Below are 22390 nucleotides of genomic sequence, written 5' to 3' on the forward strand. Positions count from 1 at the left end.
AGAGGGGTTGGGGGTGAGGGTTCGGACTTGCCGTAGCGCCTTGCTTCGACCGAACCCTTTCCCGGCTGCTGCCGCCCCCTCCCGGAGGGAGAGGGATTCACTCGGCAACGTCGGTGCAAACAACGTGCGCCCAGCCAAATGCATGAGATATATCTCTTTCAATGACAGGCTCACGGCTTGCATACCCCGAGCCGCTGCGTCACTTTGGACGCCAGCTGCCACGGATCACCCTGCGGCACCGTTGGTTCTGCCGTGCGTGAGACGGCCCACGCATGCTCCATCGCATACCAGTCGATCTTTGCAGGCGGCTTGCCCGTGGCCAGCGACTGTTCCAGCGAGGCGAAGAAACGCCGCCAGCGCGGTTCGTACAAACCGCTCACCAGGCCGGACAGCTCGCGGTTGGCGTAGTCGTGCAGGCCGCCCTCGTCGGCGCCTTCGCGTCCGCCCCACACGGTAATGATCGCGCGCTGGTCGTATTCGAACTGCGATGCTTCGGCCTGGTTGCCCGCCTCCGCACGTGCCGGTGCGAGCCAGTTGCCGAGCAGGAAGTCCGGATCGCTGGCGAGCAGGCGGTCGAGCAGGGCCATGTCGCCCAGCCATTCGGTATCGAGTGCATGCAGACGTGCGGCATCCTTCGCACCGTAGGCTGCCTCGATCTGCGGCAGCAGCACGCGGGCACGGTTGGCCAGCGTCTGTCGCGCCACATCCACCACGTCGTGGCGCCAGGCGCTGGTATCACGCAACGCCGGCGCCACCTGCAGCAGTTCGCAGATGGCCTGCTGGAAATGCCCGGCGTCGTAGCGCATCGCCCTGGGCGACCAGCTCGCCGCCGTGGACACATCCTGCGATGGGCGTGCCTCGAACAGGCTGTCCTGCGGCTCCGAGTCGCCGTTGGACGGCATCGCGTAGGCGGTTTCGCCGAGGATGCGCCACGCGGCTTCGGCATGCGCGTCGGCGCCGCCGTAGCGGCTGTCGGCATACATCTTGAACCATGATGATTCTTCGTACCATTCGGAGCCATCGCTCGGTGGATGCGACCACGCCAGCGCGGTGAACAGCGCGAACGCCGCCGGGTCGATGCCGCTGGCCTCGGGCATCCAGGCGATGCCGCGCAGCTTGCTGCCGGGCTTGTCGCGCCAAGCGGCGAAGCGCTTCAGCCACACGTCCGCATTCGCGCCCAGCGTGGTATGTCCGCCGAAGTTGGGGATGCTGCCGAAGGCATACGGCACGCCGTGCCAGTCCCTCTCGCGATCCAGGTTGCCGTAGCGGTCGGACAGGCCGTCGACGATCAACAGGCGCCGTTTGTCCACCGCATCGAGCACCGCCGGCAGCGGATTGTGCTGCCAGCCCAGCAGCACCCAGCGCGCGCCCGGATGCGCGGCCTGCAGCGCGGCCATCACGCCGCGCGCGGCATCCGCCACCGGTACGTTGCCGGCGCGGCCGCCTTCGTGCAGCAGGTCCATCTTGTACATCGTGCTGTCGCCGAACAGCGCACGCTGCTGGCGGTAGAAATCCGCCGCGACCTTGGCGTAGAGCGGATCGCGCGGATCGAGCCAGTCAGGGCGCGTGAAGCCCGCCCACCTGCCCTGCGGCACCACGTTCGCACCGGGGTGCTTCGCCGCGAAACCCGGCGGCACGGTGCCGAAGTAGCCGGGGAACACTGGCGTGATGCCCAGTTCGCGCAGGCGCGCCACGATCTTCCGCGCCAGCGCCACGCGCCGTGCGTACTGCCGTGGCGACAGCGGCGCGTCGAAGCCGGACATGTTCTGCAGCAGCCACCATGGCTGGTGCGCGGTGGCGGGAATCCACGCGCGCATCTGCGCATCGCTGTAGCCGAAATCCTGGAAGGTGCGGCGGTATACCTCCTCGGTGCCAACCGTTATCAGCACTTCGTCGACGCCGTGCAGGGCGAGCAGGTCGATCTTGTGCTCCCACGCCGGCCAGGCCAGGTAGGCGTTGGAATAGCCGTCGTCGGTATCGTTCAGTGCATAGCGATCCGGCACTACGACCCAGCGCTCTATCGGCGCGTCGGGCGCCGGCAGCATGGCAGGTAGGTGCGAAAGGCTGTCGCCCGGCCAGCCGATGTCAACGTGCGCCACTTCATGCAGATAGGTTTCCACACCAGCAAGAAGCACCGCCGGTGTGGTGCCCGCAATGGCGATGTGTCCGGACGTACCGTGAATCACGAAACGATCCGGCCCTTTCAGGGGATCGAGCGTCTCCAGGGTGAACTGCGTCTGCCAGCGCGGAAGCAGGCGCTGCAACGCCGCACGCGCCGGCGCGGTGTCGAAGGCCGGCTTTGCCGGCTCGCCTGCGAAGGCGACAGGTATGCTGGCACACACCAGCAGCAGGCAGACCAGGTATGGTTGCAGCCATCGTTTCATATCGCGTTGCCTGCTATCACGTCGTGGTAGAACCGCGAACTGAGTTTGGGTGTGCGCTTCTGCGTGGCGAAATCCACCCAGGTGATGCCGAAGCGTTCGGAATAGCCCCGGCTCCATTCGAAGTTGTCCAGCAGGCTCCACAGGAAATAGCCACGCACCGGCGCACCATCGGCAATACCGCGCTGCAGCTCACCGAGGTATTGCTGCAGGAACATCACGCGATCGGTGTCCAGCACGCGCCCCTGGGTGTCCGGTGCTGCCGTACTGGAGGTGCCGTTCTCGGTGATGTAGATGTCGCTGATGCCAAGCGCCTCCGCCATCAGCTTCGGTCCCCAGTAAATGGCACCCGGCGCGAACTGGATCCAACTGCTTTGCATGTTCGGATATGAAGAGGGGAACGGCACTGCCTCGTAGCCGCGCTCGTTGTCGGCCGCGATGTAGTAGTCGCCGGTGTAGATGTTGAGGCCCTGGAAATCGGTCTTGCTGCCGATGATGCGCATCTCCTCGGTGGTGAACTTCGGCGCGTCCGCGCCCAGCGTCTTGAGGTACAGATCGGTGTAGCGACCGGTGTGCATGGCGGTCAGGTAGCCGGCGTTCTCCTCCACCGCGGCCTTGCGCGCGGCAGCCACGTGCTCGGGTTCGTCGAAAGCCGGCATGGCTGCGTTGATGCCTTCGGCCGAACCCACCCTGGTCTTCGCATGGGTGGCCGCGCGTATCGCCTGCACGGCCAGGCCGTGGCCCAGCAAAGCGTAGTGCCGCGCCTGCTCCAAGGCCTGCCCTTTCAGCCCCAGTCCCGGCGCCATCGACGCGCTGCCGTAACCGTTGCCGATGAAGGTGCTGATCTCGTTCATGGTCATGAAGTGCTGCACGCGGCCATCGAGCTGGCCGGCCATGTAGCCGGCGTAGTCGGCGAAGGCCTTGGCGGTGTCCCGATTCTGCCAGCCGCCCTTGCGTTGCAGTGCCTCGGGCAGGTCCCAGTGGTACAGCGTGCAATACGGTTCGATGCCAGCCGTGCGCAGCGCATCGACGAGGCGCTTGTAGTAATCCACACCTTTGGCATTCGGGCGCCCCGTGCCATCGGGAAAGATGCGCGGCCAGGCCACCGAAAACCGGTACGCGCCCACGCCCAACCCGCGCATCAGGGCGATGTCCTCGGGGTAGCGGTGGTAGCTGTCGTCGGCCACGTCGGCGGTGTCGCCATGCACGATCCTGCCCGGCGTGTGCGCGTACACGTCCCAGATCGATTCGCCGCGTCCATCCACCTTGACCGCGCCTTCCACCTGATAGGCCGCCGTGGCGGTGCCCCACACGAAGCCTATGGGGAAAGCACGTTTCGCGGTGCTGCCTTGCGCACCCGCGGCTGCGGCGGTTGTTGCCTGTGCTTTTGCCGCCAGCGGAAGAGTGCATGCCGCCGCAAGGCCGCCGATGGCCTTGGTGAATTGCCGGCGCGTCAGGATGGGATTCATGCGTGGGCCTCTGTGTCTATTTGGTCTTGCGCGCCAGCGTGAACGCGTCGATCAGCTTGCCTCGGTTGTCCGTCACCCTGACCTTCAGCGCGGTGTCGGTGGCCTCCACCCACGCCACCTGGTCCTGCCCGACGACGAGGATGGGGAAGTCGTTGCCCTGCTCGCCGGGCTTGATGTGCTTGAAATAATGCAGGTGACCGGCGATGAACAGGTCGACGTGCGCCTGGTTGGCCAGTTGCGTCCACTTCGCGTTGTCGCCGCCGGTCCAGCCCCAGTCCGGCTGGTGGCCGAGCACCACGGTGAACGGCGCGCTACGCGTGCGCGCATCGGACAGCGCCGCACCGAAGCGGACCAGCCCTTCACGGCGGTAATCGCGCAGATCATTGAGCCCAGCGTAGACGTTGGTGTCATCGGGCTTGTCTTCGCCGGTGTCCACCGCGATCAGGTGCAGCGGGCCGTCGTCGCGCGCATAGTCGTAGCGGCCGTTCTGCGCATGCAGGTAGGGGCCGAGCTGCCGCGCGAACGGGCCGCGGTATTCGTGGTTGCCATGCACGTAGAGCAGCGGCGTGATGCCGCCGAGATCCTCCGCGGTGGGCGCAAGGAACACGTCCTTGAGCTGCTGTTCGCCAGCCGCCCAGTTCACCGTGTCGCCCAGGTGCACCACGAAATCTTCGGGCGTCTTGCGGATCTCGCCGAGCAGGGTATGGATGCGCGAGACCTTTTCGTGCGTGTCGGTGATCACCGCGAAGCGAGCACTGTCACGCGCCGGATCGAGCGTGGTGAAGCGCAGGGTCTCGCCCTGCACGGTGTTGCCGCGCTCGGGCCAGTATGGCTTGACCACCACCACGCGGCGCGAAGCCACCTGGTACTGGTAGCTGTGGCCCGGTTCGAGGCCGTCGATCACCACGCGGTGGAAGGTGCCGACGTCGAGCAGGCCGTCGTGCTCGGCCACTGCGGTGTGGTCCAGCCCGCGCTCGCCATAGCGCACGCAGCCGTCGCTGTCGCTGTCGGTCATCCACTCCACCACCACCGAGGTGCCGGACACGTCGAGCAGCAGCGGCGGCATGGTGATCGCCGGCGTGCTGTTCCACACCTTGTATGGCGCATCCGCCTCGTCATCGTGGAAGGGGGGCGCCTGCTTCGTGGCAGCCAGTGCGGGCAAGGCCAGCAGCAGGCCAATCAGGGCGAAGCCGAAGCGCGGTCGGCGGGATGGTTTCCTCGAACGTGCATGGAACATCGATCTTCATCCTCCATGCGACGGTGCAGCCGCGTGCGCAAGCTCCACGGTTTCAATGGTTGCCGGCAGACGGTCGCCCTTGTGGAATGGCGCCACCGGCGTCAGCTCGACCTGCATCGCATACGGGAAGGCACGCAGGTCGCGGCTCACGCGCAGGCTGGCGTTGCCCTTGCCTGCCGGCAGCGCCAGCGTGCGGGGATGGCCGTCCACCCAGACATCCAGCTGCGCCGGCGCATGTGCGTCGCGGTAATGCACGGTCAGTGTGTAGTCGCCCGCGCCGGCCTGCGCATACCAGCGCAGCTTGTAGAGCGTGGACGGGTCGTCGTAGCCGTAACCGTTGTAGTTGAGGAAATGCCCGGCCTGCGCGGCCGCGAGATCCACGCGGCCATCCGCGCCAGGCGCCACGGCATCGGGCCGCACGTGCAGGGAACCGTCGAACGGAATCGCCACCACCGGCATGTAGCCCGCCTTGGCCAGGGCGCCCACTTTCACGCTCGCACCTGACGCATCGACCGCGACGCTGCCGACGCCCGCCTGCGCATCGTCCAGCACGCGTCCCTGCCCGAAGCGGGTATCGACCACGCCGGGCAAGTGCAGCACGCCGTCTGCCGGCGGCTTCTCCACGAACAGGTACAACGTGTGGTCGCCCAGCGTGGCGTAGCCGAAATCCAGCTTCCGGAACGGCGATGCGTGCGTGCCGTAGATCGCTTCGCTGCGCGGCTTGAGCCATGCGCCGATGTCGCGCAGCACGCCGGCCTCGTACGGCACCACCGAGCCATCGCCCTCCGGGCCGATGTTGAGGATGTAGTTGCCGCCGCCGCTCACCACGCGCACTAACCGTGCGATGTTCTCGCGCACCTTGCCCGGCAGGTCGTCGCGCACCTGCCAGGAGCGGTAGCCCCAGGTCTCGGGGAACATCGACGCGGGCGATTGCCAGGGTTTTTCCATGCCCTCGTCCGGCTCGCTGTTGTCGCCCATCACGCTGAAGTCGCCCTGGTGGTTCCACACGCGGCCGGACACCATGGTCTGCGGCTGCAGCTCGTGCACGGTGCGGGCGAAGCGCGCGCTCTGCGCCGGCGTGGGCTTGCCCATGTCGAACCACACCTCGCTGATCGGGCCGTAATGGCTCATCAGCTCGCGGATCTGCGCCACGTTGAAATCGGCCTGCGCGGGCGTGATCGGGTTGTCGTTGTCGGGACGATACTGGCCGTGCATCCAGTGCCAGTCGATGGTGGAGTAGTACACGCCGAACGGCATGTGCGCCCGCGCGCAGGCGTCGGCCAGCTCCTTCACCACGTCGCGCTTGTATGGCGTGGCGTCGACGATGTCGTAGTCATCCTGCGCGGTGTGGAACATCGCGAAGCCGTCGTGGTGCTTGGCGGTGATCACGATGAACTTCATGCCCGCGGCTTTCGCCAACGCCACGATGGCGTCCGGGTCGAACTTCTCCGGATCGAAACGCTTGGCCAGCGCCTCGTACTGGTCGATCGGCACCGGCGCGAAGGACTGGATCTGCTCGCTGTAGCCCTGCGTGATGCGCTTGCCGTCCCACACGCCGCCGAGTTCCGAATACAGGCCGAAGTGGATGAACAGGCCGAACTTGCGTGCCTGCCAGGCTTGCACGGTGGCGGCGCTGGGGCGCGGTCCTGCCAGGGGCAACGGTCGGTCGGTGACAGCATCCGGGGCGGCCAACAAGGTCACCGGAAGCAGGCACGCCAATGCCAATGCCGTTCGCACGATGATGTTCATTCGTCCTCCTATCCCCATGGGGCCGCTCATGCCCATCGCAGCCACGCGGCGCTGCCCTTCGGTACCGCGATGCGGCACGCACCGCCAGCGTCGGCCGACACATGGCCATCCATCGCAAAACTCACGTCGCGGCGGCTGTCCAGCGCAGGTGCGCGCAGGCGCATCAGTTCGCCCTTCGCGCCATGCGGCAAACCACTCAACGCGACCGCAGCATCGCGCTGCGCATCCTTGTTGATCAGCGCGACCAGCACCGCATCGCCCTGCTTCGCCGCGTAGGCAGTGAGGTTGGCGCCACCGGCATCGAGCCGGCCGGGCAGCATCTGTGCGCCGGCGAAACGCTGCGCCAAGGTGATGCCGTGGAACAGCGGACGCGGCTGGTAACCCAGCGCACGACTGCCGGCGATGGCGGAATAACGCGAGGCCATCGCATCGCGCTGCGCCACGATGTCGCCGCCCGTGGGCGCCTTCGCCACGCGCCCCAGCGAGGCTTCCACCGAGTTCAGCGTACCGCCGTGGAAGTGCATGCCCGCCACGCCGCGCTGCGCCAGCGCCAGCATGAAATCCGCGCCCCACAGCGCGGAGGCGAACACGTTGCTGGTGCCGTCGCGGCCGCCGTTGTAATAGGAATTGCCTTCGGAGATGCGGAACGGCAAGCCGTACTGGTCCGCCGCCCGCATGATCTGCTCGACTTCGCCGAAGAAGCCGGGATCGCCGGCAAGCATGTCCGGGATCGAGCCGTTCTCCGCAGCCTCGCGGTAATAGTGCCGGCTGAGGAATACGTTCTCCCTGGCGTGGCGTTTCGCGTACTCGATCACCCAGTCGGTGTTCGCGCCGGTATCCGGCCCGGCGAGCGGCAGGCCGGCAGCACGCAGCGCCTTGGCATACGGTGTCCACGCGGTATCGAACGCGGTGTAGTCAGGCTCGTAGTTGTTCGCCTCGTTGCCGATCTGGATCGCCAGCAGCTGATCGCCCACCAGGCGCTGCACGGTCTGCGCCAGGTCCAGCGCCATCTCCGGCGAGCCGATGCGCAGGTTCACGCCAAACACCAGCTTCCAGCCGGTGGCGCGCACGAAGCCGGCCAGCGCCTGCAAACCTTCCGGCTTCAACACATGCGGCTGCAGCAGCTTCCCGTGCCTGCGCGGGACGTAGGTCGGCATGCTGCCCTTGTAGCCGCCCCACACGGTGTCGTCGCTGGTGTTGCCGCCGATGCGCAACACGCCATGCGGGTTCATTTCGCGGAACAGGTGCACCAGGCCGTGGTTGTCCGCGGCGAAGAACGTGGGGTCGGACAGCTCCAGCGTTTCATAGCTCAGGCTGGCCAGGCTGGGGTCGACGCGCCGCCCCGGGCGGGTCATGTCCAGCGCGAAGCTGGCCTGCGTCGCAGGTGCACCTGCGCCCCATGCCAGACCACTCCAGGCCAGTCCATCGCAGGCGGCGGCCAGCGGCAGCAGCGCGGCGGCCTTGAGCAGGTTGCGGCGTGACTTGTTCACCATGATCTGCGCACCTCTTTAAGTTTTGCGATCATCCTTGATCGCGGAGATCAAACGGGTGGCTATCCTTGGCCGCACTCTTCAAAGATTCTTTGCGACCATCCTTGATCGCTAAGATCAAATGGGCGGCTATCCTTGGCCGCACTCTTCAGAAGGCTTTTTGCGATCGTCCCTGATCGCGAAGGTCAAACGGGCAGCCACCCTTGGCCGCACTCACGGCGCGATGCTTGCCGCCTCCATGTCCACGTTGCCGCGCAAGGTGAAATCGCGCGACGAATGGCCCACCTCGACCGTATAGCGCCCGGCAGCCACGCGCCAGTGGTCCGCGGCGACATCGAACACTGCAAAAAGCCGCGGATCGATCGTCACCGACACGGTCGCCTGCCCGCCCGGCTTCAGGTCGACCTTGTCGAAACCGGCCAGCCGCCTCGGCGCTTCGCCGTCGGCGGCCGGCATGCCGACGTAAACCTGCGGCGCATCCATGCCGGCGCGTCCGCCCACGTTGCGCACCGTGAAACTCACCGTCACGCGCGGCCCGGTGCTCACCTTGAGATCGGAGTATGCGAAGCGCGTATAGGACAGGCCGTAGCCGAAGGGAAACAGCGGAGCCAGTTTCTGCCGGTCGAACCACTTGTAGCCGACGGCCGCGCCTTCGATGTCGTAATCGACGGAAGCACCGCCGGTGACGAACGGGCGCGGCAATTGTCGTTCGTTGCGCGGAAAGGTGATCGGCAAACGGCCGCTGGGGTTCGTGCGGCCGCTCAATACATCGGCGATGGCCTCGCCGCCGCGTCCCCCCGGATACCAGGCCTCGAGCACTGCCGCTACGTCCGGCAACCATGGCATGCGCACCGCACTGCCGGTTTCCAGCACCACGACGGTATGCGGATTCGCGGCAGCCACGGCGGCGATCAGCGCATCCTGATGATCCGGCAAGGAGAGATTCGGCAGATCGATGCCTTCCGCTTCCCACTGCGTGGCGAACACGATGGCGACATTGGCGGACTTCGCCAGCGCCACTGCGCGTGCGGGATCGTGGCCGTCGGCGAAGTCGATGCGCGCCTGGGGAAGGCGCTGCCGCAAGGCCCGCAATGGCGACGACGGGTCGTAGACGATCCAGGGCGACGCGCTGTCGTGCAGGTCGGGATGCACCGGCTTGATCGCCGGGCCGCCCACCGGCCAAACCTGTGCGGAACCGCCGCCGGAAAGCACGCCAGCGTCGGCATGGCCGCCGATCACCGCGATGCGTCGCACGCGGCCATCCAGCGGCAACTGCGCGGCGCCGTTCTTCAGCAGCACCAGCGCCTGCTCCTCGGCGTCCTGCGCCACCTTGGCGTCGGCGGCGAAATCCACTGGTTTCGGCGGCGGCACGTCAAACAAGCCATTAGCCAGCATCGAGCGCAGGATGCGCCGCGCCATGTCCCGCAGGCGGCTCAGGGGAATCGTGTGGCCGGCGATGGTGTGCATCAGCGGCGCGCCGAAGCTGCCCTTGCCGCTGTCGCTGCCGGTGTAGTCCTGGCCGGACACCTGATCCACGCCAGCCAGCGCGTCCGTCACGCCATGGTCGCCGCCCCAGTCCGTCATCACCCAGCCGGGATAGTGCCAGTCGCGCTTGAGCACGCCGTTGAGCAGGTGCGCGCTGGAGCAGTCGTAGATGCCGTTGACCTTGTTGTAGCCGCACATCACGGCGCCGGGGCGGCCCTGCTCGATCGCCAGCTCGAACGCCAGCAGGTCGGACTCACGCATCGCGCGCTCGCCGATGTCGGAACTGATCGCGAGCCGGTTCGTCTCCTGCGCATTGAGCGCGAAATGCTTGATGGTGGAAATGACGTGTTGCGACTGGATGCCGCGGATCTCCCCAGCGGCCATGGCGCCGGCCAGCCACGGATCCTCGCCGAAGTACTCGAAGGTACGTCCGCTGCGCGGCTCGCGCGTGAGATTGATGCCGCCGGCCAGCAGCACGTTGATGCCCTGCGCGCGCGCTTCGCCGGCGATCATGCGGCCGCCTGCCTCGGCCAGACGCGGATTCCAGGTCGCGGCCAGCGCCAGCGTCGACGGCAACGGCGTGGCGTCGCCCGCCTTGCCGCGCACGCCGACCGGCCAGCCACGCGCGTCGATGCCGACGGGATAGTTGTTCACGCCGATACCGGCGTCGTTCTCCTGCAACGCCGGGATGCCGTAGGCCGGCATGGCCGGCACGTAGCCGGCCGCGCCGATGCTGCCGGGCGGTTGCTTCGCCTGGCCTGCCATGAAGTAGCTCTGCACCAGCTGGTGCAGCGCTTCCGGCGGCATTTCCCGCACGAGGCGTTCGACGCGCGCGTCCACGCCCGATGGCTGCGATGACGACAACGGACGGGCGTACGACAGTCCCGGCAGCAACGCCAGCACGAGTGCACTGGCGCCGCAGCGGAACCGCGATCCCCATGGACGACGCATCGTCATGCCGGATGCGGCGCCATCAGTCCGGCGTCAGTTCCAGCGTCAACACCTCGAACGGCGCCAGCCTGATCGTGCTCGCGTGCCCGGCATCCAGCGTCTTCGGCACGTCGGCGCCGCCGCTCTTCCACACGTCGTGCACGCCGAAGCGGTGCGCCACGCCGGGCGGCAGCTGCAGCTGGCGCTGCAGGTCGACCACCGCCAGTTGCGGCTTGTCGTCCGGGTTGCGGAAGGTGACGATGCCCTTCTTCGGCGACCACGCGGCCCAGCCATAGACGTCCAGGCGGCCGGGATCGCCGCCGATCCAGTGATTGTCGCGCAGCACGTCGGCGTTGGCGCGCGACCACTTCGCCGCGCCCGCCAGCGTGTCCCAGTCCTGCGGCGTGAGCAGCGAGGGTGTGATGTACATCTCCTGCAGCTCGGTGCCTGTGGCGAAGTAGGAGTGCACCTCGTTGGCGAAGTCGTGGCCCGGGTCGGTGTTGAGGCGCGGGTTCTTCTGCGCGTAGATGATGCCGTGGAGCATCAGCGAGTCGATCGGGAACAGCGGACCCTTCAGCACGATGTTCTGGTAGGTCTGCTGGTCGCGGTAGGTGATCCACTTTTCGCGCATCGTGCCCACGCCGGTGTACCAGTCGTCCTCGCCGTCGCGCCAGATGGTGTCGGCGTAGCGCAGCCAGAACGGCGAGGCCCAGGTGCCGGTGGTGAGGTTGATGAAGGTGTCGGGCTTGTCCTTGCGGATGTCGCTGATCAGCTGGATCGCCGCGGCGAAGTCGCTGTCGAAGCGGCTGCCGGGGAATACGCTGCTGACGTTGCCGGTGCCGTCGAACTTGAACTGGTTGATGCCCTGCTTGTCGATCATGTCCATCACGACCTGATGGAAACGCTGGTAGTACTTCGGACCGGACAGCGCGAAGCCGTCGTCGATGATCTCGTAGCCGGCCGCCTTGCCGTTCCTGATGCGTTCGTCGTGCGGCTTGCCGTAGCCGCCCCACGGCGACAGCCAGATGCCCGGCGCTGCGCCATATTTCGCGGCTGCCTCGCGCAGCGGCACGAAGCCGTGCGGGAAGTCCTTGCTGAAGCTCCAGCTGCCGCTGCGGTCGTCCCAGCCGTCGTCGAACAGGAAGGAGTCGAGCTTCACGCCGCGCTTGACATGCAGCTCCTCGCCGAAGGTATTGATGCGGTCCAGCGCCTCCGCCTCGGTGTACGGGGTGAAGTAGCCGATGTCGTACCAGGAGTTGTAGTGCAGGAAGGTGCGGTACGGGTGCGCGCGTTCGCGTTCCACGTAGCTGTTGAAGTCGCGGCGCAGCTGGCCGTCGCGCACCACGCCCACCACGGCCGAATAGACCACCGTCTTGCCTTTCTCCAGCGGCAGCGTGCGCGACAATGTCAACCTCGCTTCGCGGTGGTACGCCGTGCTGTCGGACAACGGGTTCTCGAAGCCCAGGTAGACGTCGCCGTCGACGATCGGCGAACCATTCACCGTGCCCGCCACCTCGGGGGCCTCCACCCTCGACTGCAGCAGCGACACTTTGGCGATCTTCTCGTCCTGCTTCAGCGCGGTGATGCTCACCTCCTCGCGCAGATAGGGCGAGCCGTCGCGCTGCACCAGCTTCCAGTCCACGCGGAAGCGGCCGTCCGCATCGCCGAAGCTGGCCTGCACCGCGTTGCCCGGAATCCGCGAGGAGTAGCGCGAAGCCTGCGCATCCACCGGCAGTGCCACCACCTTCGGCGCCGACAGCAGGTTCATGTCGGAAGCCTTGATCGTGCCGCCGTCGGCCATCACCAGCGCGAACGGCGCCGGCACTGCGAACGTGCGGCGATGTACGCGGTCGGTCACCGTCATGTCGACCAGATGCTTGCCGTCCAGCTTCCACCGCGCCTCGATGGCGGCATTGCCGAAACTCTCCACGCCCTGCTGGTCGGCGAAGGCCGCCGCGCCGGGCTGGAGCACCAGCCTGCCGGTGGCGACGCTGTCCTCGGCATGCGCCGCGCCGAGACCCGCCAGCACGGCCAGCAGACAGGAAGCCAGCACGCTCATGCGCGACGGACGAAGGGGATGCGGACGCGATGCTGCCATGGTTGCCTCTCGTGTTGGTGCACTGGCATCGGCCGGTTGGCGCAAGGACGAGCCCGGCGATGCCATTGAAGTAAAACGCCGCCCGGTACGACCGGGCGGCGCGGGTTGTTGCAGACGTCAGTAGTCGTAGGTGACACCGAACCGCACGTAGCGCGGCTGCTGCAGCACCAGCGGCGTGCCGTAGAGCGCGCTGTACGTGCTGCTGCTGGTCGTGTTGAGCTCGGGCGACAGGTTGAGCGGCACCTGGCCGTTGAACACGTTGAACACGTCCACGCTGAAGGAGAGCTTGTGGTCGGCGAACGCCGGGCGGTAATGGATGCCCAGGTCAAGCTCTTTCATCCAGGGCAGACGCCCATTCGCACCCGGCGGCGACGGCTGGCCGTTGCACCAATGGTAGAGCGAACCGTAGCCGACCGGGTCGGTGCCATTGGGGCCGTAGTAGCCGAGGCAGTACTTCGGTCCACCCGAGGTCAGGTTGAGGTTGGCCGACACCAGCCACTCGGGCGTGATCGCGTAGTAACCGTAGGCCTTGATCACGTTCGTGTGGTCGTTGCCCTGCGGGCCGTCGGCATAGACCATCAGCGGCGGGAAGTCCCAGTCCACGTTCTGCGTACCGCCGATGGCCTTGATGTCGGACTGGCCCTCGCCTTCGCTGTTGCCGTAGCTGCGCGAGAAGGTGTAGCTGATCCTGGCGTACCACTTGCCGTCGAACGGATGCTCCAGGAAGGTGTCCAGGCCGTAGTAGCGGCGCACGGCATGCGGGAACTGCATGTCGGCGTTGGACAGCGTCACGCTGTGGAACACGCCGTTCGGATCCTGCACCGCGAAGGTGTTGGCCTCGCCCGGGTTGATGTAGTAGCAGGTGGCGTTGTTGACGTCGGTGATGCCTTCCGTGGCCGCCTTGGCAACGACGGCCGCCGCATCGCAGTAGTCGTCGATCACGTGGCGCAGGATGCGGCGGGTGAGCTTGGCGCCATAGACCCAGTTCGGGCCGGCGGTCTTCTGGAAGCCCAGCATGAACTCGTCCTGGTCCTCGGCCTTGAGGCTGGTCGCCGTCATGGTGCGCGGGTCGGGCGTCTGGCCGTAGGCGCCGTCCGCCGACACGGGCACCGAGACCTGGGTCAGGCCGGTAGGTGTGCCGTTGGCTGCAATGCCGCCGTAGGTGTAGTACTGCGAGGTGGAGGTGTAGCCGTTGGCGGGGTCGCCCGGGGCGATCGGCGAGCCGAGGTAGTAGCGGCCGGCGTTGCCGAACACCTTGAGCGAGCTGTCGCCGAACACGTCCCAGCTGAAGCCCAGGCGTGGCGCCCACTGCGGCTTGGTCTGCCGCATGTAGGCCATGGCGCTGGCATTGGTGTTGGTGAAACCGTCGTCGCGCAGGCCGATGGAGAGCAGCAGGCGGTCGTTGAACTGCCACTGGTCCTCGATGTACTCGGCGCGCTCGGTGGAGAACAGGTTGCCGCCCTGGTTGAAGATGTTCTTGGTGACGAAATAGCCGCTGGCCCCGTTGGGGTAATCGCCGATGGCGCCCACGCCGAGGGCGGGAACCTGCGGCTGGTTCGGGGTATTCGTCTGGGCGTAGTCCCAGTAGTAGCCCGGTCCGGAGGTCAGCTCGTCCTGCTCCCTGGCCGCCGTGCGCAGGTTGTCGATACCCGCGGTGATCGTGTGGTCGCCCAGCGTATAGGTCAACGCCACCCGCAGGTTGGTCGTCACGAAATTCTGGCCCGGGTTGGTGATTTCGCTGACGTTCTGGTTGTTGGTGATCGGCGTGCCGCCGTTCAGTGCCGGATTCTGGTACGTGTAGCCGGCGATGTAGGTCTCGCTCGGGTCGTAGGCGGGGTTCTCGCTGTAGCTGCGCGTCTTCATGCTGCCGTACATGGCAGTGAGGGTCAGCTTGTCCGTGATGTAGCTGGTGTACTTCGCCAGCCACAGGTCGCCGCCGTGCTTGGTGTCGTTGGCGTAGGACTTGAAGCCCGCGTCGGTGAGGTTGTTGTAGTCGTAGTTGTAGACGGTGCCGGTGTCTTCGCTCTTCTCCGACGCACCCGTCAGCTCCAGCAGGTTGTTGTCGGTGATGTTCCAGTTCACCTTGGCGTACCACTTGGGCAGCTTGTTCTTGTAGTGCGAGTCGGTGCCGGTCTCGACGCTGTTGACCGTGTTGCCCTGCGTGTTGGTCATTTCCGCCGAGGCGAAGAAGAACAGCTTGTCCTTGATGATCGGGCCGCCGACGTAGAGGTCGTACACCGACGACCAGTAGTCGTTCTTGCTGTTGGGCTGGTACAATCGGCCGGCCACGGGCGACGGCGGCAGGCCGTTCGCGTAGTAGACGTTGTCCTGGCTGCCCACCATCGACGACGGCTCGTAGAGGTACTGCCCGCCGAAATGCCACTCGTTGGTGCCGCTCTTGCCGATCATGTTGATCACGCCACCGTCGCTGCGGCCGTACTGCGCGCTGTAGCCGCCGGTGTAGACCTCTTCCTGGTCGATCGAGCCGTACGGCAGGGTGATGCCGCCTTCCGCGTTGTTGGGATCGGTGGTGTTGAAGCCGTTGAGGTAGTACGCATTCTCCGTGGACGACGAGCCGCCGAAGCTGATCAGCGGCTCGCCCGTGGTGCTGGCCGCGCCGCCCGCGCCGAAATTGGCCGCCGGCGCCAGCAGCGCGACCGCTTCCGCGGTATGCCCCAGCGGCAGCTTGGCCAGCTGGTCGGCGGTGAGCACCGTGCGCGAGTCCACCGAACTGACGTCGATCGGCGGCAATGCGTTGGCCGTCACGCTCACGCCCGACAGCTGTTTTGCGTTCGTCGCGCCGCCCGCGGGCGCTTCCTCGCTGAAGGAGACCTCCGAACCGACGCCTACCTTCAGCAGCACATTGGCGCGCTGCTGGATGACCTGGCCGTCGCGCATCAGGCTCACCGTGTACGTGCCGACGGGCAACTGGTTGGCGTTGTACCGGCCCTGGCTGTCGATGCCGACGGTGCGCGTCAGGCCCGAGCCGTTGCTGACCGTCACGCTCTCGCCGGCCTGCGCCGGCACGCGGCCGAAAATGCTGCTGGTGGTTGACTGGCCGTAGGCGGCCGTTGATGCCAGAAGCAGACCCAACGCCGATGCCAGGCTGGTCTGTCTGAGCGAAACGCTTCTGCCGGATTTCATGGATTGCCCCTCTTGCTGGATCGCTTCATTAGGTGGATAGCCGCGAGCCGCTGCACTCCCCGCGCCTCGCTAACTGTTCAAACGCCGACGGCTCATCCTCATCGGCAAGCTGGCTGGCTCCGCCTGCGCTCAGCGTGTCCATTCCCTCACTTGGACCCGGTCGAGCAACGCCTCGACCTGATCCGGACGTACATAACCGGTCTCCACATCCATCGCGTTGGCGGCACCGCAGGCCACTGCCAGGCGCAAGGCCTCGCGCAGCGGCTCACCACGCCTGATCGCCACGGCCATGCCGGCCAGGAAGCAATCACCCGAGCCCACGGTGTTGCGTACCTGCTCGAGCTCGACCGCGGCGTGCCATACACCGCTCCCGTCCATGCCCACCGCACCCAGCGCGCCCAGGCTCAGTACCGGCATCGCCACGCCACGAGCGGACAGCTCCCGCAGCGCGCCGACGGCGGCATCGAGATCGCCGACGGTGCGGCCGAACAGCGCCTCGGCCTCGTCGCGGTTCGGCTTCAGCAGGAACGGCTGCGCCGATACCGCCTGCCGCAACACTTCGCCACTGGCGTCGACGAGGCAACGCTTGCCTGCTGCGTGCACCTGCTGCGCCAGTTCGGCATAGGTATCGGCAGCCAGCCCGCGCGGCAGGCTGCCGGACAGGACCACCAAGTCGCTCTCCGCCAGTGCGCGGCGGAACGCGCGATGCAGTGCCGCGCGGTCGCGTTCGCCCAGTTGCGGCCCCTGCCCCAGCACTTCGGTGATCTGCCCGACCGCGTTCTGCAACGCGATGCAGTGGCGCAGCGGCGCATCGATCTCGACGCCGTGGAACAGCACGCCGCGCTCGCTCATGCGCCGTGCGGTGAGGTTGCGGTGCGCCGCATCGATCAGGCCGATCAGCTGCACCGGCTCGCCCAGCGCGGCGACGGTCTGCGCCACGTGCAGGCCCTTGCCACCCGGCAGCACCTGCTCGTGCAGCGTGCGGTTGACCTCGCCCAGATGCAGCGTGTCCACCCGCATCAGGTGGTCGATCGCGGTGTTGAAGCCGGCCACGGTGATCATGGCGCTGCTTCCAGCAGCGCCTTCGCCTCGGCCGCATCGGCCTGCCGCGCCGTGCCGCCCACGCCGCGCGTGGAGAGCGCGCCGCAGGCGTTGCCCCAGCGCATGGCGTCGACCAGCGGCAGGCCGCGCAGCCACGCATGCAGGAAGCCGGCATCGAAGGAGTCGCCGGCGCCGGTGCTGTCCACTGCGTCCACCGCGAAAGCCGGCGACTCGAGCAACCGGCCGCTACCGTCCAGCGTGGCGCAGCCGTGCCGGCCACGCTTCACCACGATGCGGGTGCGGCCGTTGTCCAGCGCCTGCAGGCCATCAAGTACCGACTCGCAACCACTGAGGCCGGCGAGTTCGACGTCGTTGGGCAGGAACAGGTCGACCTCGGCAAGCAGGCAGGGCCATTCGTTGCCCCAGCGCTGCTCGGGATCGAAGCCCGGATCGAGCGAGGTGCCCAGCCCGAGCGCGCTCGCCCGCGCGAACAGCGACTTGAGCTCCGGGCGCAAGGCGCTCTGCAGGTAATAGGAAGACACGTGCAGGTGATCGGCCTTGCCCAGCAGTGCGTCATCGATGTCCCCGGCGCGCAGCGCGCCGATCGCGCCGGCGAAGGTAACCAGCGCCCGATCGGTGCTGGTGGAGAACGAGGCGGTGATGCCGGTGCGCAGGCTGGAATCGCGCCGCACCGCGGTCACGTCGACGCCGGCGCCTTGCAGCGCCGACACGCAGAAGCCGCCCCAGCCGTCCACGCCCACCTTGCCGGCGAAGGCCACCGGATTGCCCAGCCGCGCCAGCCCCATCGCGCAGATCATCGAGGAACTGCCCGGCACGACCAGGGCGTCCTCGGCCAGCACCTCGCGCCCCGGCGCGGGAAACGCCTGGCAGTCCCGGAACACCAGGTCGACGTTGAGTTCGCCGGCGACGAGGATGCGTTTCACGCGACGCTCTCCTCGCCTTTTTCGGGCCGCCCGGATGGGCCACCCGCGGCATGCAGCGCGAACGACTCGACCACGCGGGTAAGCACGCCCTGGGCAGGCGCGTCCGGCCTGCCGCCCAGGGCCAGGCAGCGGAAGAACGCCAGCGACTGGCCCACCACCACGTCGGCGATGAGCGGCAGCGCGTCGTCGCTGGCCTGCAGGCCCTGCAGATCCACCGCCACGTCCTGCGCGCCGATCACATCGTCGGCAATGCCCTCGCCCACCAGCACGCGCACCATGCCCAGCTGCTTGCGGGAGAGTTCGCGCAGCAGGTCGTACTCGTAGGCACGCACTGCCGGGTCGGGCGAAAGGAAGGCCACCACCAGGGTGTTTTCGCCGAGGCTGGACATCGGGCCATGGCGCAGGCCGAGGAAGGTCTCGGCCATCGTACGCACACGGCCACCGGTCATCTCCAGCATCTTCAGCGCCGCCTCGCGCGCGGCGCCCAGCGCGCCGTTGCTGCCGAGGTACACCGCCTGGTCGAAGCCGTCGTATGCCACCGACGCCAGCGCATCGGCCTGGGTGTCGAACACGCGCTGCACGCAGTCGGCGAGGCGCCGCACGCCATCCGGCCAGCCGGCCTCGTCGGCGCGGCCGCCGAGCCCGCTGCCGGCCAGCACCAGGTTGGTGAAGCTGCTGGTCATCACCAGGCTGCGGTCGTTGGTGCGCTCGTCCAGCACCAGCGTGCGGTAGCGCGATTCAGCACCGTACTGCGTGGCCAGCTTGCCGCTCGCATTGCAGGTGATGGCGAGATGGCGCCAGTCCGGCGCGCCGGCCAGGAGCTGATCCACCACGCCGGCGCTTTCCGGGCTGTCGCCCGAACGCGCGATCGAGATCAGCAGGCCACCGCCCGGCGGCAGCGCACGACGCCAGTGCGTGAGCAGGGTGCCCGCGGCGATCGCCTGCACCGGCACACCCAGCGCCTGCTGCAGGTCGGGCGCGATGCACTCGCCGGCATAGATCGAGCTGCCCGAACCGGTCAGCACGACTTGCGCCGGCCGCGGCGTCAGCACGGCCTGCAGTTGCGCCTGTACCGACGGTTCGCGCAGCAGCGCGGCCGTGGCCTGCCAGGTCGCCGGCTGTTGCAGGATCTCGCGCAAGGTGTCGGCATAGCCGCGCTCGCGTTGCGCCTCCGGTTTTGCCGCCGCCAGCGCGGCAAAACTGTCGAATTCTTTCGTTTTATTTCTAAGTATTGACATTTGACTCATTTCGTTCGAATGTGAAGCCATTCGCCCACCAGACCAGCGTATTCGAAATGAAACAGAACTTACAAGTACCTTCGCAAGCTTCCGAAAAGTTTTCGCAGCTGTCGCTGTCGCAGGGCAAGCGGGCCCGCCTGTGGCGCCTGCTGTACGGCTCCGGTCCGCGCAACGGCAGCCTGCTGGTGCTGCCGCTGGACCAGGGCCTGGAACATGGCCCCACCGACTTCTTTCCCCATCCGCCGGCCGTGGATCCGTCGTACCAGTTCGAACTCGCCGCGGCCGGCGGCTTTTCTGCCATCGCGCTGGGCATCGGCCTGGCCGAGAAGTACATGCGCGAGTACGCCGGCCGCGTGCCGCTGATCCTCAAGCTCAACGGCAAGACCAACATCCCCAGCGACGCCGAGGCCACCTCGCCGCTGTTCGCTTCGGTGGAGGACGCGGTGCGCCTGGGCGCCGATGCGGTGGGCTACACCATGTACGTGGGCTCGCCGCGCCAGCACGACGAATTCCGCCAGTTCGAACAGGTGCGCCGCGACTGCGAGCGCTACGGCATGCCGCTGGTACTGTGGTCCTACCCGCGTGGCAGCGCGGTCAACGCCAAGGGCGGCACCAACACGCTGTACGCGCAGGACTACGCCGCGCGCGTGGCGCTGGAGCTGGGTGCGGACATCGTGAAGCTGCACGAGCCGAACGACAGCGTGGCCAACGTGCCGGCGCCCTACGACAAGCTGCAGGAAGACTCCGCCGCCCGCTGCGCCCGCGTGGTGCGCTCGGCCGGCCGCACGATGGTGCTGTTCTCCGGCGGCGAGAAGAACGACGACGACGCGGCGGTGCTGCGCAAGGTGGAGCACTACATGCAGAGCGGCGCGAACGGCGTGATGTTCGGCCGCAACATGTGGCTGCGCCCGTTCGACCAGGCGGTGAACCTGGTGCGCCAGGTACACGACATCATGGCGAAGCACCCGCGCTAGCTTGACTCCCTCTCCCCTCCGGGGAGAGGGCTGGGGTGAGGGGCCACGTTTGCGATGAGATGGCTTCCGCGCGAGCTTTGATCGAAGATCTCCGCGAGCACCCACCCCTCACCTCAATCCTCTCCCCGGCGGGGAGAGGAGGCGAACGCAAGAAGCGAGTTATTCGATTGAAGCTGAAGCAGCACCAGAAATCCTGCCTCTGCTGCGCCCCGCCCACCGGCGCCGGCACCGTGCGCATCGAGGCCAGCGGCAAGAACCCGCTGCAGACCGCACGCGACGCCAGCAAGGGCGAGCTCAAGCTGAAGGATTTCAAGCCGCGCAGCATGCTGCGCGTGCCGCAGACGCACATCGAACGGCCGCGCTTCCCGGTGATCGACGTGCACGCCCACCTCACCTGGTCGAAGAGCGTGCGCAACGGCGTGTCGGTCGGGGAAGAGATCACCGTGTTCACCACCCCGGAAGCGCTGTTGCCGGTGATGGACCGCAAGGGCGTGCGCACCCTGGTGAACCTCACCGGCGGCGTGGGCAAGGGGCTGGAGGAAAGCATCCGCCTGTTCGACCGCGCCGCGCCGGGCCGCTTCCTCACCCTCACCGAGCCTTCGTTCGCGCTGTTCCCCGAGCCGGACTACCCGCAGCGCCAGGCCGACGCGATCGCGCACGCCAAACGCGCGGGCGCACGCGGGCTGAAGCTGCTGAAGACGCTGGGCCTGTACCTGCGCGAACGCGTCGACGAAGGTCCGTTGGTGGGCGTGGACGACCGCCGCTTCGACCCGATGTGGGAAGCCTGTGCGAGCCTGGACATGCCAGTTTTTCTGCACGTTTCCGACCCGGAGGCGTTCTTCCTGCCCACCGACGGCGGGAACGAGCGCTACGAGGAGCTGGCCAACCACCCGGACTGGTCGTTCTACGGCCCGGAGTTCCCCAGCCACCAGGAACTGATCGACGCGCGCAACCGCATGATCGCGCGCCACCCGGACACCACCTTCGTGCTGCTGCACGTGGGCAACAACGCCGAGAACCTGGCCGCCGTCGAGGCCTGCCTGGCGCGCTTCCCGAACACCCTGGTGGACATCAGCGCGCGCATCGGCGAGCTGGGCCGCCAGCCGCGCATCGCCCAGCGCTTCTTCGACCGCTACCAGGATCGCATCCTGTTCGGCACCGACGCGGTGCCCTCACCCTGGGGCGACGACGTGCCCCAGCAGCTGTTCGGCGACGAACTGTACGAAATCTACTATCGCTTCCTCGAAACCGAGGACGAATACTTCGACTATGCCCCCGCCCCGGTCCCGCCGCAGGGGCGCTGGTCGATCTACGGGCTGAATCTGCCGGACGCCGTGCTGCGCAAGGTCTATCATGACAACGCCGCCCGACTCCTGCATATTCTGCCCGCATGAGCAAAACACAGACCGCCAAGCCCGCCGCCAGACCCCGCCAGCGCCTGCTGCTCGGCGAGCGCCGCCGCCTGATCGTGGAGCACGTGGAGGAACACGGCCGCGCCACGGTGGAGGAACTGGCGAAGAAGTTCGACACTTCCGCCGTCACCATCCGCGCCGACCTCGAGGCGCTGGCGAACGCCTCGGCCATCGTGCGCTCGCACGGCGGCGCACTGCCGGTGATGCCGGTCAGCAGCGACATCCCGCTCAACATCAAGGAAACCCGCCGCCACGCGCAGAAGCTGCGCATCGGCCAGGCGGCGGCGGCGATGATCCGCGACGGCGAGACGATCATCCTCGACTCCGGCTCCACCACGGTGGAGATCGCGCGGCAGATCCGCCAGCGCAAGTTCGAATCGCTCACCGTGATCACCAATGCGCTGAACATCGCGCTGGAACTGTCGGGCATGCCGCACGTCCGCGTGATGATGCTCGGCGGCCTGCTGCGCCAGACCTCCTACTCGCTGGTCGGTCCCGATGCGGAGCAGGCGCTGGCCAAGCTGTCGGCCGACCGGTTGTTCCTCGGCGTGGACGGCCTCGATCCCGAAGTGGGCGTGACCACGCCCGACCCGCTGGAGTCCGCGCTCAACGCGCTGATGATCCGGGTGGCGCGGCAGACCGTGGCCGTGCTGGACGCCAGCAAGCTGGGCCAGCGCAGCCTGTCGGTGATCGCGCCGGTGCGCCAGCTGCACAAGGTGATCAGCGACAACAGCGCGCCGGCCGAGCTCGTCGAGGCGCTGCGCAACGCCGGGGTGCAGGTCGAGCTGGTCTGAGCGC

The 22390-nt window shown here is 67.3% G+C and carries 14 protein-coding genes; 3 read left to right on the forward strand and 11 right to left on the reverse strand.

Translation table 11 applies throughout. The annotated features are described in order from the left end of the window. Window positions 1-170 precede the first annotated feature (170 nt). The 11 genes from ABQJ54_RS04090 to ABQJ54_RS04140 form a co-directional block, all read right to left on the reverse strand. The gene (locus tag ABQJ54_RS04090) at window positions 171-2384 is read right to left on the reverse strand and encodes an alpha-N-acetylglucosaminidase (RefSeq protein WP_367852987.1); all 2214 of its coding nucleotides are present in this window, start codon (window positions 2382-2384) and stop codon (window positions 171-173) included. Further along, the gene (locus ABQJ54_RS04095) at window positions 2381-3850 is read right to left on the reverse strand and encodes a GH1 family beta-glucosidase (RefSeq protein ID WP_367852988.1); all 1470 of its coding nucleotides are present in this window, start codon (window positions 3848-3850) and stop codon (window positions 2381-2383) included. Before ABQJ54_RS04095 ends, ABQJ54_RS04090 begins: the two co-directional genes overlap by 4 nt. 16 nt (window positions 3851-3866) lie before the next feature. Continuing rightward, on the reverse strand, window positions 3867-5087 hold the full coding sequence (locus ABQJ54_RS04100) for a purple acid phosphatase family protein (RefSeq protein WP_367852989.1): 1221 nt from the start codon (window positions 5085-5087) through the stop codon (window positions 3867-3869). Between the two features lie 6 nt (window positions 5088-5093). After that, window positions 5094-6836 (reverse strand): alpha-L-fucosidase, encoded by a 1743-nt coding sequence (locus ABQJ54_RS04105; protein ID WP_367852990.1) that lies wholly within the window; start codon window positions 6834-6836, stop codon window positions 5094-5096. A gap of 26 nt (window positions 6837-6862) precedes the next feature. After that, a complete protein-coding gene (locus ABQJ54_RS04110; protein ID WP_367852991.1) occupies window positions 6863-8329 on the reverse strand; it encodes a hypothetical protein in 1467 nt (488 codons plus the stop codon). 210 nt (window positions 8330-8539) lie between these two features. Then, window positions 8540-10768 (reverse strand): beta-glucosidase family protein, encoded by a 2229-nt coding sequence (locus tag ABQJ54_RS04115; RefSeq protein WP_367852992.1) that lies wholly within the window; start codon window positions 10766-10768, stop codon window positions 8540-8542. Between the two features lie 16 nt (window positions 10769-10784). Further along, window positions 10785-12839 (reverse strand): alpha-galactosidase, encoded by a 2055-nt coding sequence (locus ABQJ54_RS04120; protein WP_367852993.1) that lies wholly within the window; start codon window positions 12837-12839, stop codon window positions 10785-10787. A 117-nt stretch (window positions 12840-12956) separates the two neighbouring features. Beyond that, window positions 12957-15983 carry a TonB-dependent receptor gene (locus ABQJ54_RS04125; protein WP_367852994.1) on the reverse strand — a complete coding sequence of 1009 codons (3027 nt, stop codon included), beginning with the start codon at window positions 15981-15983 and terminating at the stop codon, window positions 12957-12959. A 129-nt stretch (window positions 15984-16112) separates the two neighbouring features. After that, window positions 16113-17045: a 1-phosphofructokinase family hexose kinase gene (locus ABQJ54_RS04130; RefSeq protein WP_367852995.1), complete on the reverse strand. Its 933-nt coding sequence runs from the start codon at window positions 17043-17045 to the stop codon at window positions 16113-16115. After that, window positions 17042-17968, reverse strand: a complete 927-nt coding sequence (locus tag ABQJ54_RS04135; RefSeq protein WP_367852996.1) for a carbohydrate kinase family protein — start codon at window positions 17966-17968, stop codon at window positions 17042-17044. Before ABQJ54_RS04135 ends, ABQJ54_RS04130 begins: the two co-directional genes overlap by 4 nt. Continuing rightward, window positions 17965-19206 carry an SIS domain-containing protein gene (locus tag ABQJ54_RS04140; protein ID WP_367852997.1) on the reverse strand — a complete coding sequence of 414 codons (1242 nt, stop codon included), beginning with the start codon at window positions 19204-19206 and terminating at the stop codon, window positions 17965-17967. Before ABQJ54_RS04140 ends, ABQJ54_RS04135 begins: the two co-directional genes overlap by 4 nt. A 56-nt stretch (window positions 19207-19262) precedes the next feature. On the opposite strand from ABQJ54_RS04140, the gene ABQJ54_RS04145 reads away from it, so the two are divergent. The 3 genes from ABQJ54_RS04145 to ABQJ54_RS04155 all read left to right on the forward strand — a co-directional run bounded on the left by ABQJ54_RS04145 (window position 19263) and on the right by ABQJ54_RS04155 (window position 22386). Next, a complete protein-coding gene (locus ABQJ54_RS04145; RefSeq protein WP_367852998.1) occupies window positions 19263-20180 on the forward strand; it encodes a class I fructose-bisphosphate aldolase in 918 nt (305 codons plus the stop codon). A gap of 167 nt (window positions 20181-20347) precedes the next feature. Then, window positions 20348-21574 carry an amidohydrolase family protein gene (locus tag ABQJ54_RS04150; protein ID WP_367852999.1) on the forward strand — a complete coding sequence of 409 codons (1227 nt, stop codon included), beginning with the start codon at window positions 20348-20350 and terminating at the stop codon, window positions 21572-21574. Further along, window positions 21571-22386, forward strand: a complete 816-nt coding sequence (locus ABQJ54_RS04155) for a DeoR/GlpR family DNA-binding transcription regulator (protein WP_367853000.1) — start codon at window positions 21571-21573, stop codon at window positions 22384-22386. The genes ABQJ54_RS04150 and ABQJ54_RS04155 overlap by 4 nt, the downstream gene beginning before the upstream one ends. Window positions 22387-22390: the final 4 nt, after the last annotated feature.

This window comes from Rhodanobacter lycopersici, from assembly GCF_040812335.1.
Taxonomy (GTDB): domain Bacteria; phylum Pseudomonadota; class Gammaproteobacteria; order Xanthomonadales; family Rhodanobacteraceae; genus Rhodanobacter_A; species Rhodanobacter_A lycopersici.

Excerpts from the sequence above, each read along its gene's own strand:
- ABQJ54_RS04090 (WP_367852987.1), bottom strand. The coding sequence starts at position 2,384 with ATGAAACGATGGCTGCAACCATACCTGGTCTGCCTGCTGCTGGTGTGT.
- ABQJ54_RS04095 (WP_367852988.1), bottom strand. The coding sequence starts at position 3,850 with ATGAATCCCATCCTGACGCGCCGGCAATTCACCAAGGCCATCGGCGGC.
- ABQJ54_RS04100 (WP_367852989.1), bottom strand. The coding sequence starts at position 5,087 with ATGTTCCATGCACGTTCGAGGAAACCATCCCGCCGACCGCGCTTCGGC.
- ABQJ54_RS04105 (WP_367852990.1), bottom strand. The coding sequence starts at position 6,836 with ATGAACATCATCGTGCGAACGGCATTGGCATTGGCGTGCCTGCTTCCG.
- ABQJ54_RS04110 (WP_367852991.1), bottom strand. The coding sequence starts at position 8,329 with ATGGTGAACAAGTCACGCCGCAACCTGCTCAAGGCCGCCGCGCTGCTG.
- ABQJ54_RS04115 (WP_367852992.1), bottom strand. The coding sequence starts at position 10,768 with ATGACGATGCGTCGTCCATGGGGATCGCGGTTCCGCTGCGGCGCCAGT.
- ABQJ54_RS04120 (WP_367852993.1), bottom strand. The coding sequence starts at position 12,839 with ATGGCAGCATCGCGTCCGCATCCCCTTCGTCCGTCGCGCATGAGCGTG.
- ABQJ54_RS04125 (WP_367852994.1), bottom strand. The coding sequence starts at position 15,983 with ATGAAATCCGGCAGAAGCGTTTCGCTCAGACAGACCAGCCTGGCATCG.
- ABQJ54_RS04130 (WP_367852995.1), bottom strand. The coding sequence starts at position 17,045 with ATGATCACCGTGGCCGGCTTCAACACCGCGATCGACCACCTGATGCGG.
- ABQJ54_RS04140 (WP_367852997.1), bottom strand. The coding sequence starts at position 19,206 with ATGTCAATACTTAGAAATAAAACGAAAGAATTCGACAGTTTTGCCGCG.
- ABQJ54_RS04145 (WP_367852998.1), top strand. The coding sequence starts at position 19,263 with ATGAAACAGAACTTACAAGTACCTTCGCAAGCTTCCGAAAAGTTTTCG.
- ABQJ54_RS04155 (WP_367853000.1), top strand. The coding sequence starts at position 21,571 with ATGAGCAAAACACAGACCGCCAAGCCCGCCGCCAGACCCCGCCAGCGC.